10 protein-coding genes and 1 tRNA gene are annotated in these 11,217 nt (G+C 53.6%); 4 read left to right on the top strand and 7 right to left on the bottom strand.

From position 1 onward, the window contains the following. Positions 1–314 (top strand): SEC-C metal-binding domain-containing protein (locus RTY00_RS10715; protein ID WP_312664415.1); only part of this gene is annotated, 314 nt, incomplete at its 5' end. Between the two features lie 447 nt (positions 315–761). Here the strand turns inward: RTY00_RS10715 and RTY00_RS10710 are convergent. Continuing rightward, the gene (locus tag RTY00_RS10710; RefSeq protein WP_312664414.1) at positions 762–1,817 is read right to left on the bottom strand and encodes a DUF1176 domain-containing protein; all 1,056 of its coding nucleotides are present in this window, start codon (positions 1,815–1,817) and stop codon (positions 762–764) included. A gap of 83 nt (positions 1,818–1,900) precedes the next feature. Continuing rightward, positions 1,901–2,791: a LysR family transcriptional regulator gene (locus RTY00_RS10705; RefSeq protein ID WP_312664413.1), complete on the bottom strand. Its 891-nt coding sequence runs from the start codon at positions 2,789–2,791 to the stop codon at positions 1,901–1,903. Positions 2,792–2,882: 91 nt separating this feature from the next. Between RTY00_RS10705 and RTY00_RS10700 the strand changes: the two genes are divergently transcribed. After that, positions 2,883–3,662, top strand: coding sequence for an NAD(P)H-dependent oxidoreductase (locus RTY00_RS10700; RefSeq protein WP_312664412.1), 780 nt, complete (start codon positions 2,883–2,885; stop codon positions 3,660–3,662). A 30-nt stretch (positions 3,663–3,692) separates the two neighbouring features. Here RTY00_RS10700 and RTY00_RS10695 read toward each other — a convergent pair whose 3' ends face one another. From RTY00_RS10695 to RTY00_RS10680, 4 genes are all read right to left on the bottom strand, one after another. Next, positions 3,693–4,022: a DUF1493 family protein gene (locus tag RTY00_RS10695; protein WP_008107769.1), complete on the bottom strand. Its 330-nt coding sequence runs from the start codon at positions 4,020–4,022 to the stop codon at positions 3,693–3,695. A gap of 127 nt (positions 4,023–4,149) precedes the next feature. Next, positions 4,150–4,536, bottom strand: coding sequence for a DUF1090 domain-containing protein (locus RTY00_RS10690; RefSeq protein ID WP_312664411.1), 387 nt, complete (start codon positions 4,534–4,536; stop codon positions 4,150–4,152). 184 nt (positions 4,537–4,720) lie between these two features. Further along, the gene (locus tag RTY00_RS10685; protein ID WP_312664410.1) at positions 4,721–8,239 is read right to left on the bottom strand and encodes an AAA domain-containing protein; all 3,519 of its coding nucleotides are present in this window, start codon (positions 8,237–8,239) and stop codon (positions 4,721–4,723) included. Positions 8,240–8,430: 191 nt separating this feature from the next. Next, positions 8,431–8,515, bottom strand: a tRNA-Leu gene (locus RTY00_RS10680). Between the two features lie 273 nt (positions 8,516–8,788). On the opposite strand from RTY00_RS10680, the gene RTY00_RS10675 reads away from it, so the two are divergent. Further along, positions 8,789–9,298, top strand: a complete 510-nt coding sequence (locus tag RTY00_RS10675; protein ID WP_265300939.1) for a DUF2501 domain-containing protein — start codon at positions 8,789–8,791, stop codon at positions 9,296–9,298. Between the two features lie 45 nt (positions 9,299–9,343). Here the strand turns inward: RTY00_RS10675 and RTY00_RS10670 are convergent, their stop codons facing one another. Beyond that, positions 9,344–10,720 (bottom strand): PLP-dependent aminotransferase family protein, encoded by a 1,377-nt coding sequence (locus tag RTY00_RS10670; RefSeq protein ID WP_312664409.1) that lies wholly within the window; start codon positions 10,718–10,720, stop codon positions 9,344–9,346. Between the two features lie 112 nt (positions 10,721–10,832). Between RTY00_RS10670 and RTY00_RS10665 the strand changes: the two genes are divergently transcribed. Continuing rightward, the coding region (locus RTY00_RS10665; protein ID WP_312664408.1) for an NAD(P)H-dependent oxidoreductase at positions 10,833–11,217 on the top strand (385 nt) is incomplete at its 3' end.

Here is an 11,217-nt window from a genome sequence, read left to right as displayed (position 1 = left end):
TGCGCGGCGTGGCGCTGGATGCGGACTGGTCGCTGCTGCCAGAATCACTGCAGCCGATGATGGAGGCGATTGCCTTGCACGGCAGCGAAGATCATCTGGCGAAGCGCGAAGCCTTCACGCCGGACGAGTTTGAAGCCAGCATCGAGGCGATTCGCCCTGCGGCGCTGGAGCTGCATGAATACTGGCAGGAACAGCGCATGGCGCAGCCCGATCCAGAACCTCAACTGCCGCACTTTGCCGGCGAGAAAACTGGCCGCAACGATCCTTGCCCATGCGGCAGCGGTAAAAAATATAAGCAGTGCTGCGGCAAGTAGGGTCGCCGAATTAGTTTTTCGTAGGATGCGCATTCATGCGCACCAGGTCGCCATGAATGGCGACCCTACAAGTTTTGCAGCGATTGTGGGTGCCAATAATGCATTTTTGCTGCAGCGCGGGTGTTGAGGCGACATCCCAAACCGCTGAGCGAATGAGGGATTCCAGGGCGAGCCGCATGGATGCGGCGAGAGGTGGCGTTGAGCAGGAGCGAATCGCCACCGGTCCGTCAGAAATCGCGAATGAGTGAAGGTACCGCGAAGCGGCGGGTTGGGCTGGCGCAAGGCCCGGGAGTGCAGAGGGCGTGGCCAGACGTCCTCTGCTCGGTCGCCGCACGACGTTACTGCAACTGCCTCAGTATAGGGCGAACGAAAGTCTCTCGGTGATTAACTGAGCGGCATTACGCCATTCATGGCGACCTGGCAACCAGATGCGCATAACTGCGAACCTTACGGCAGCGATGCCGCTTTCACCTCGGTCACCCAGGTTGGCAACTGCCATGCACCGCCCGCGCGAATCGCACGGCACATGCCGGTGGTAGCATCGCTACTCTGCTCAAACGCTTTGCCATCCCACACCCACGCCGCCGTGCTCCAGCAGTCGCCGATGCCGCGCCCTTTCTGCGCTTCGGATATCACACCTTCACTGTAATCAGAGCCGGAATCCGTCACCAGCTGCGGCGTGCCCTGCAACGCTTGGTCGATCAGCCAATAGCCGTAACCTTCGTTATACGCCCCGCGCCAGCACAATGCGGCGATCAGCACGTGCGCATCATCAACCGGCGTTAACGTCAGCGGCTCCGCGCCCTCTTCCGGCTGATCGTCGGACGGTGCCAGGTTGTCGCAGCTGTCGTCATCGGTGAGTGAAGCAATCAGCTTCGGCTTCAACAGCGCCAGCTCATCGGCCGTCAACGGACGCGCATCGGCCTTCACCACTTTCACCTGTTGAATCACCGGCATCGCCACCGCTGCCGGTACGCTGTTTTCCGGCTTGTTGCCTTTACGCACCAGCGCGCCCGGCGTGCTAAGACGACCTTGCGCATCATCCATCTTCAGCAGCACCGCAAAAGCGCCATTGCTGGAGAGATCAAAAGGCTCCTCGCCACCGCGAAACTCGACTTTGCCGCTGCCTTTAATACCGTTGATCAGCGCCTGGGTTTGTTCATCGGTCAGCGTCCATTCGTCGTTGTCGGCTTTCGCCACGTCGCCCAGCGCACGGTCATCAATCCACAGCGCTAAGTTGTTCACCACTTTAGAATCATCATCGCCGGTATCGGCGAGCACCACGCGACCGTGCGTCACCGCATTAGGGCCACCGGCACGCACCAACAGCACCGAGCCGCCCGCGCCCTCTTCAGCGCTGTAACCGGCGGCGCGACAGGTCAGCGTGTTATCGCAGGCCAATTCCCAGTCTTTGTGGCTAAAAGAGACGCCGTCTTGATCTGCTAACAGCGGCGCACTCAGGCTGGCAAGTAGCGACATCGCCAGCAGCAATCGGGTAATCATGCCATCTCTCCATAATGGTAAAGGTGGCTAGTGTGATGATTTTTGTGACGCGGGAGAAGTGAATTTTTTGCGGCGATGCTGATTTAAAGCGCCGCCACAATCTGCTGTCGCAGCCACTGCTGAGCCGGGTCGCGGTGCAGGCGTTCATGCCACAGCAACAAAATATCGAAACCCGGCACCTCCAGCGGCAAATCGATTACCGCAAGCTGCGAAGCGTGACGCACCAGCCGCTCGGGCAGCACTGCCACCAAATCGCTGTTCGCCAGCGTCTCCTGCATAAACAAGAAATGCGGCACCGACAACACCACGCGGCGTGAACGTCCCAGCTTCGCCAGCGCAGTATCGGTGGCGGCGCTGAAGCCGCCGCCATCCGGCGACACCATGACAAATTCCAGCTGGCAGAATTGATCCAGCGTTGGCGTCCGTTGCAATTGTGGGTGATCGCGCCGTCCCGCCAGCACATAGCGCTCGCTGAACAGTTTGCGTTGATGCAGCGTTGGCGACGCGTTATCACCAGTGTGAAACACCACATCCAGCTCACCTTTCTCCAACTGTTGCGCCACCAGCGGCGGATTAAGCGCCAGAACCGCCATACGACTCTGCGGTGCAGCTGCACGAATCAGGTTGAGCGCGGGCAGCACCAACGCCGACGAAGTGTAATCGGTGGCGGCGATGCGCCAGGTGACTTCGGCATTGGCCGGATTAAAGGTATCGGGCGGCGCGACAGCACGTTCTACCGCCTCAAGCGCCAGACGCAGCGGCTCACGCAACGCTTCTGCACGCGCCGTTGGCAACATGCCGCGCGGCCCAGGCAACAACAGCGGATCGTCAAAATGTGTACGCAATCGCGCTAATTGAGCACTGACGGAAGGCTGCGAGAGATGCAGACGCTGCGCTGCGCGCGTCACGTTGAGTTCGGTTAACAACACGTTGAGCGTCTGCAGCAGATTCAAATCCAGCGAGTTGATATTCACCTTGTCTATACCTGAGATATCAGCAATTGATTTCTACTATAGCCAGCACCGACTTAATCTGCAGTGGTTTTCATCTCACAGGATTAAGCCCATGAATGTACTGATTGTGTATGCCCATCCGGAACCGCGTTCGCTGAGCGCTTCCCTCAAAGACTTTACCGTGCAGCATTTGCAGCATGCCGGACATCAGGTGCAGGTCTCCGATCTCTATGCGATGCAGTGGAAAACGCAGCTCGATGCTGATGACACGCGCGCCCCATTAGTGGGCGACCATTACGATGCGACGGTGGATTCACGCTTCGCCTACGATCATCAATTGCAAGCTGTGGATATCGCCGCCGAGCAGGAAAAATTACGCTGGGCTGATACGGTGATTTTCCAGTTTCCGCTGTGGTGGTTTTCGATGCCCGCCATCATGAAAGGCTGGTTTGACCGCGTTTACGCCAACGGATTTGCCTACGGTGTGGGCGAGCACAATGAACAGCATTGGGGCGATCGCTACGGCGAAGGCAATCTCAGCGGTAAACGCGCGATGCTGGTGGTAACGACGGGTGGATGGGAATCGCATTACAGCCCGCGCGGCATTAACGGCCCGATTAACGATCTGCTGTTCCCGATTCAGCACGGCATGCTGTTTTATCCCGGCTTTAGCGTGCTGCCGCCGCTGGTTTTCTATCGGGTACAAAAGTCAGCAGCAGAGCGTTTTGCTGGCTGGTGCGATGCGCTGGCCACAAGGCTGGATATGTTGGAAGAGACAGCGCCAATTGCCTATCGTCAGCAAATCGGCGGCGACTATGAGATTCCTGCGCTGACGTTGAAAGCGGAGTTTGTAGCGGAAGAGAGCGGCTTTGGCGTGCACGTGAAGCGGTGAAAGGCGGCAGGCTCGGCGCTGAGCCTGCTGTTACTCGTACAGCCAGCGCCCCGCTTTCGCCGATTCAATCAACATTCCCAGCGTGAAATCAGGTACCACCGGCACTTCACGCTTATTGAAAGGATTGAGAATCTGCGCCAGCGAGGGCTCATCGGGATAGTAGGTTTCGATGACAAATCCGCCGCGATCGACGCTGAACTCGCCGAAGAACTCATCCATCAGCGCAGCAGCTTCTTCACGTTCGAAGTTGAGATCGCTATCGATATCAATCTGCGGCGTCAGCGTCTTTTGCTTAAACAGGTAAACGCCGTCGTAACGTCGCACCAGCTCGTAGATACGCTGCTCAATTTCAACTGTCATCGCTTCTGCACCTCCACTGATTTCACCGGAGCGCCATTCTGCCATGCAATCCCGACAGTTGGATGAAAAAAATCTCTGCGAGAGAATTTTGAGACAAAGCGCGAATTTTCTGAGCGGGACGCCTGGTCTATTGCGTCAACGCGTCCTGTGCTTGTTTCAACTCTTCACGCGCGTCGGCCAGTTTACGCTGCTGCTTCTCAATTTTGTCGCTGCGGCCTTTGGCCTGCGCCTCTTGTAAATCCTGCTCACGCTCCTGCACTTTCAACTGCTTATCCGCCACTTTTTCCTGGCGCGCTTTGAGTAATCCGCTGTCGGTGCAATGTTCGCTAGCTTCGCGCAACGCTTTCTCCAGACCCGCGATGCGCGCAGCATTGCCATGCTCACGCGCCATCGCCAGTTCTTGCTGGATATCCTGTTTTTTGGCGTCACAGCCGGTGGCTGGGTTGGCAGCCTGAACAGAAGTCATAGTCAAAGCGGAGAGAAGAATCGAAAGGGAAATCAGAGTGTTTTTCATGGTGAACTCTTGGTTTAAGTTGATGGGCGCTATTATACGAAGAGTTCTTAAGAGGATCTTAAAGGTGCAAGCAACTTACTAAGCCGTTTCCATTAAGCTGCCGTTTGACGGCGAAAAAAGGCTTGGCGCTATTAATTTGATACACATAACGCCAAACTCACCTCGGAAATGATGTGGCTCCGTCTCACAATTGGCGTTGAATCAAACTCGTGTGAATCGTTTTAATTTCACCTTTTAAGTTATCTCCGCGATACACCATCGACGTATCGTACCGTTGATACTTATCTTCTCGTGTGGCGCTAAACCAATTAAACGAACCAACACAAAGTAAACGCTCGTCCCCAATTACGATTTTACTGTGAACGCGATTGACCAGCTTAGTAGTAACACCAAACTCATTCAGTTTTTCCAGTGCGCTGTGAAGCCGCCGCTGTTTTTCTTGACGCTTTTCATAATCGCTATGTTCGGTATTGTAATGCTTGTCCGTCACCACAGTAATATCAACACCGCGAGCACGTGCCTGAATCATTGAGTTTAAAAAGCCAGTTTGCTCAAGCTTTTGCCAGGTCAACCAAGGAGATACAATGGTAATGCTCTTCTCGATTGTACCCAATGTCTGATTCAGAAATGCATCATGCTGATCTACCCCATGTAGCGTAGAAACGGGCATCTGGGCTGCGTTCAAGTCTTTACGTACCTGAAATTCAAACGCTAACGCGTTGCTGTCTTGTGCAAACAAGTATTTTGCCAATAATCCTCTTGGCGAAGAGGCAGGTTGGATCTCAAATAAATCCATGTCCCCAAAGACCAGGAAACTATCTTTAGCGCGGGAGACCGCGACGTTCAACATGCTGCTGTCGCTGTCGATAAATCCACCATCCTCATGTTTGGAATAAACTGGGGAGAAGATCACGATTGCTCTTTCTGCACCTTGCAGGGAGTGAACAGTACCGACTGTCAGTGAATCATCATCTTCACCACAGTTAATACCCAGCTTACTCAATGAGGCTCTAATAGCGTTCACCTGCGCCGAAAATGGCGTTACGATTCCCACCGTTTGATGCAGTGGTTTGTCATAATGATGCTCTATTTCTTCTTTATGGGTCGCCAGCCAAGCCGCTATTGTCTCGGCTTCACAAGTGTTGTATCGGCTGCCACCGTTTGCCCGTTTACCCAACCCATCAATATGCAGATAACCCATCGCTGGAAAAAGTGTCTCTTTTTCACCGCCCCGTTTTGGCTGTAACTTGCCGTGGTAGCAGAGCGCGTTACAGTAACCGATGATGTTATCGAAACAGCGACGATGCTCATACAGATACATGCCGCGGGCCAGATCCGGGTCATACTGGTAGCGCGAGCTAAATTGAGCGATTTTCATCACGCTGCCCGATGCCGAGCTTTTCCCTGAATCACATATAAGCGCATAAGCCTCCGCTAGCGCTTCCTGAGTACCGACAGGGAGGAGGTTCCCCTCAACCATATTGCCGATATCAATGCCCGGCAAACTGTTCCAGATGGGTGCGATCTGTTCCGTATCGCCAATTACTAACGCTTTTTTTGCTAATGCGAAGGAGGCTGCGGCTACCTCCGGCAATACCTGCCCCGCTTCATCAACAATTAATAAATCGGCCAAATTATAAAAATATCCGGATTCAAATTTCTTAGCGCCGCCAACATGTTCGCTAATGACCATATGACGAGGCAGCATGTAACAGGTCATCACCACACAAGGGGTGAGCTTCATTCTTCGATGCCAGCGAGCCAGGGTAGCTTTCGCCCCCTTACGACCTTTTTCCTTTCGAAGATCGCCAATGGCGGCCATGTCCATCAGCCATCGCCCCTCCCAGTAGTGAGATGCAGTAAGAAATGCCGGGAATCGGATAGCCGTATCGGCGAGCGCATCAGCCACAGCAAGGGTTATCTCATCTTTGCCCGCATGTCCCAGGGAAACCGAGAAACCATGCCAAACTCGCAGAGCTTCGCTTTCACGTCTGGAAACCTCCTGAGCAAAATCAATCTGCTGCTGGTACTCGGCCTGCTCTTCTTGGGCGCGAGCAATAAGCCCGTCGATATAAGCATCAACATCTTCCGGCGCTGAGCCCTTAAACTCGGCCATCCTTGCACCAAACGTAGTGTCGAGTAAGAGGTTAATCTGATAGTGGCGCTTTGTACGAACCGCGGGAATCCATGAGAAGATCGCATAGAGCATCGACTCGCTGGCACGATACTGTTGCCACTGCTTTTTACCCTGAGTTAACAACGCAATGTCTTTTGTGCTATCGAGCAGTAGCTTACTTTTATCGTGAATATAAAGGTCGAGGTCTTCGCTAAGGTGGATCCGCTCCTCGCGAATGCGGATCAAATTCCCCCAGGCCTGCTCAATATGTTTAAGCTGAGCTAACTGCGCGGTTAAACGCTCATGTAGTAGATTCACAACTTGTTCTGGAGAACGGCATTCCGCAGATGGGAACGCTACTTTTGCCCTCTCAAGATAAAGTACCAGCGCATCTTCAACGTATTCGGTAGATTCCACACGGTTGAAAAAGTCTTCAGTCTGGTACTTTTTAGCGGCCTCAGCTTCACGCATTTGAGAAGGGAAATAAGCACCATAACTTTTTAGTTCCGGTAGCCAGCGCCCGGCCATAGCCCCTGTTCCAGTGGAAAAGTCTTTACCGAAGGCCTCAATGATATTGGTAACGGCTTGGTTGTTGGTTGAGGTGGCAATCACTACCGGTGGTTCAGATTTGTTAAATGCCGCTTTAACCCATTCAGTAGCAATGATAGAGAGAACAAGTGTAGTTTTTCCAGTTCCCGGCGGACCATTGACGGCAAGGATATCGCCCGACTGCTGCGTGAGATAATGGCTAAGAGCGTCGCGCTGCGCCACAGCAAGCGGGAATTCATTTCCTGAATGGCCTAATCGCTCGCTGAATTTCGCATTAGATGCAAGCAACGGTTCCAGGATCGGCTTGGCAGTCGAAGCAAAGCGTGTTAATAGCGGAACCTCTTTCTTGCACACCCGAAGATGATCATACAGAGGGAGGATATGGCGGCTGGCACCGCCGGGCTGGTTGGCTTTTATAACGTAACCATATTCGGCGAGTTCATATTGCTCGTGGGTGGCGACCCATTGTCCGATTACGTATTCCAGCAAATTGCTTATTTCAGTCTGAAACTTTTGCCACTGCAGCTGATGCTTCTCATACCGCTGGGCTCGCTGCTCGTCATTTTCCTCTTCGTATTGCTGTTCGTAATCCACTTCAAAGGTGGTCGAGTTATGCGTGGTTTTATATCTATCATATTGCGCCATCTCGCCAATTGAGAAGGTGCCTTTTGGGAGAGGCTCTAACAGGTCACGGGGGATAGTGGCCGATGAAGTAGGGAACAAAAAACCTTCGCGATTAAGTAGCGCAGATGATACCAGCGGTGTGACTATTCCAGGAGCGCCTGCCATTCGCTCTTTGCCGTGCTGTAGCAAACGTAACCAGGCTTGAGGTCGTAGCACTACCTCAACGGTTTTTACCGTGTCACCTTCACCCTCAAAAGACGCATTAACAGTCTCTTCATCCAGCCGTCCCGTGCTGATGTCCACCCAACGAGTAAATTTATCCGCATCCTTACGCTCAAATGCCCCTTTCCCTGATTCGGCATCGGCTAAAGAATTACGCCAGTATGATGTGAATCCCTGAGTATTCCTGTCCATTATCCATCCCTTGATATAATAAAATTATTGATTTAATTGATATTAACGCAACCCATGGTTGAACATTGTCCACGATGAGAACGCGATCGCAATAATTTGTTTATGTAGCTAAGGAAGTGAGATTAGGTAAAAAGCCAGATTTCAGACACAAAAAAAGCCGCTCGTAAGCGACTTAATTTTGCATCAATCGATGGTGCCGAAGGCCGGACTCGAACCGGCACGTATCTCTACGGTTGATTTTGAATCAACTGCGTCTACCGATTTCGCCACTTCGGCACTGAAGAGGATGCGGAAAACGTTGGGGATTATACCGTTACGAGCAGAGTGCGCAACTGGAATCGTTGGGGATGTGTGCTAAGCGTTGAAAAAAACAGCGTTTCGCAGATAACTGCTTGTTATACCATCAATCCCACCAAACGAAGTTCAAAAACCAAAACCCAGAACGGTCCCAATTTTCCCCAATCCGCCCGCTTAACTGGAACTTTCCGCAGCCAAACCTCTCTTAACCAAAACTGACGCAGTCAGAACATAAAAGACAACGAGGTTGAGATGAAATTACAAGGCATGATTTGGGGATGGGGCATCGCGGCAGCTATGGTTGCGGGGAGCGCATCAGCGGCAAGCTGGCAGGATCAGCTGAGCAGCGCGGCATCGCAGCTGTCACAGCAGAACAACAGCACCAGTAATACCAGCACCACGCAGAACGGCGGCATGTCGCTCTCATCGCTCACTGGCCTGCTGAACGGCGGCGATAAAGCGGTGAGTTCCAACAGCATGACCAACGCCGCAGGCGTGATGTCGTATTGCGTGCAGCACAACGTGGTGGATAACAACGTGAAGTCGGTGAAGGATCAGGTGTTGAGCAAACTCGGCCTGAACAGCACCACCGCGCAAGAGCAGAAAACCGATTATCAGCAGGGTTTGCAAGGCTTGCTTAACACCGGCAACGGTCAGCAGCTGAATTTGCAGAGCCTGAGCAACTCGCCGATGGGTGAGAAGCTGAAAACCAAAGCCTGCGACGTGGTTCTGAAGCAAGGCAAAAAATATATCGGCATGTAAGGACGCGCCGGTATCAAGGCGCGAGCTGTCCCTCGCGCCTTTTCTTTAACCCAATAACGCTCGCGTCTCCTGCACCGTTCTCTGCAACAACTCCCGCGCCTGCTCCACCGATCGAATATTGGTATAGCCAATCACCAGGCCATAGCGTTTCTGCGTCTGCATGTACCAGCCAGAAAGCGGCAAGACGCGCAGCTGATGCCGCTGCCAAATCGCCGCCAGCGCCGCGTCCTGCGTGCCGCGTGGCAGGAAGGCGACAATGTGCATGCCGCCATCGGTCAACTCAAAATCAAACACATCCGGGAAACACGCCTGTAAGGCATCCAGCATCATGCGGCGTCGCTGCTGATAAAGCGTGCGCATCTTTTTGATGTGGCGATAGAAATGCCCTTCGCTCAGGAACTGCGCCAGAATCTTTTGCGGCAGCAGCGACATGCCGGTTTCGAGGATTTCTCCCAGCTCGCTGAAGCGCGCAATGGTCTCTTTCGGCATCACCAGATACCCCACGCGCATCGCCGGCATCATGGTTTTGCTGAAGGTGCCGGTGTAAATCACCCGATCGTGCACATCGAGGCTTTTCAGCGCCGGAATCACTTTGCGCGTGTAGTGAAACTCGCCGTCGTAATCATCTTCAATAATCCAGCTATCGTTGTGTTGCGCCCACTCCAGAAGCTGATGCTTGCGCGGTAGCGATAAGGTTACTGCCAGCGGGCTGTGATGCGTAGGCGTGACGATGGCGAAACGCGCATCGGCGTGATAGCGCAGCAGATAATCCACATCCATACCTTGCCGATCGACCGGCACGTAATGCAGATTCGGCGCGATGCGCTTCAGCAGTTTTTGCCCGAAGAAATAGCCGGGATCTTCAAACAACACCTTGTCGCTTGGCTGCGCCAGCACCGCCAGAATCAGTCGCAGGTTGGCGCGATAGCCGCTGGTGGTGAAAATCTGTTCCGGCTGGCAGTTAAGTCCACGCGAAATATTCAGGTAGCTAGCGATAGCTTCCCGCAGCGGTTGATAACCCATGATCGGCGGCAAAATCATCTCATCCGCACGCAAGGTTCGCGCCGCTTTGCCGGAAATCAGCAGCCATTTTTTATGCGGAAACTCATCCAGTGCCGGAATGCCAAGCCGCAGCTCGCCTTTTGGTTCACGCAGTGATGCATCACTAGTTGGCGGCGCAGGCAGCGCTGTTTCCTCCGTTGCTGCCGCCAGAATCAGTTCAGGATTAACGTGCGTGCCCTTCGCGCCCTGGCTGACGAAATAGCCTTCGCCGATCAGGATTTCATAGGCGGCTTCCACCGTTTTTCGCGCCACCTGCAACTCACTCGCCAGCGTGCGGATCGCCGGTACGCGGTCGCCTGGCTTAAGTTGCCCTGCGAGAATCTGCTGGCGATATCGCGCATAAATCTCTTTATATCCCACGCCATGTCCTACCTGTTTTCACGGTTTTTGACCCTTTTCACTCAGACATAGAAGTTTAAGATGCACGCATCAACCACGCAATGCATCGCCATCTCGCTTAAGGAACAATTGAATGAAACTGCTGCACATCAAAGTCAGCCCCGATTTGGCGGGTTCGGCGTCACGCATCGCTTCGGCTCATTTAGTCGAGAAACTGCGGGCGCAGCATGCCGACCTCGAAGAGACGGTGCTGGATTTGGCGCAACATCCGCTGCCGCATCTGGATGCCTTTACGATTGGCGCTTTCTTTACTCAGCCGGATCAGCGCGATGAAGCGCAGCGTGCCGCCATCCAGACGTCGGAGCGTTTGGTCGATCAGCTGTTTGCCTGCGACACACTGGTGATCTCCTCGCCGATGTGGAACCTCGGTTTGCCTTCAGTGCTGAAAGCCTGGTTCGACCATATTACCCGCGCCGGACGCACCTTCGCCTTCACGCCAGAGGGCTGCAAAGTCGGAT

The sequence above is a fragment of the Pantoea sp. CTOTU49201 genome (genome assembly GCF_032054795.1).
Taxonomy (GTDB): Bacteria; Pseudomonadota; Gammaproteobacteria; order Enterobacterales; family Enterobacteriaceae; genus Pantoea; species Pantoea symbiotica.
Note: the sequence above shows the minus strand (reverse complement) of the source record. Positions and strands in the feature narration are given on the sequence as shown.

Bases quoted from the DNA above. Each gene is read 5' to 3' on its own strand.
- RTY00_RS10700 (WP_312664412.1), top strand. From the start codon at position 2,883: ATGAATGTACTGATTGTGTATGCCCATCCGGAACCGCGTTCGCTGAGC.
- RTY00_RS10710 (WP_312664414.1), bottom strand. From the start codon at position 1,817: ATGATTACCCGATTGCTGCTGGCGATGTCGCTACTTGCCAGCCTGAGT.
- RTY00_RS10695 (WP_008107769.1), bottom strand. From the start codon at position 4,022: ATGACAGTTGAAATTGAGCAGCGTATCTACGAGCTGGTGCGACGTTAC.
- RTY00_RS10675 (WP_265300939.1), top strand. From the start codon at position 8,789: ATGAAATTACAAGGCATGATTTGGGGATGGGGCATCGCGGCAGCTATG.
- RTY00_RS10685 (WP_312664410.1), bottom strand. From the start codon at position 8,239: ATGGACAGGAATACTCAGGGATTCACATCATACTGGCGTAATTCTTTA.
- RTY00_RS10690 (WP_312664411.1), bottom strand. From the start codon at position 4,536: ATGAAAAACACTCTGATTTCCCTTTCGATTCTTCTCTCCGCTTTGACT.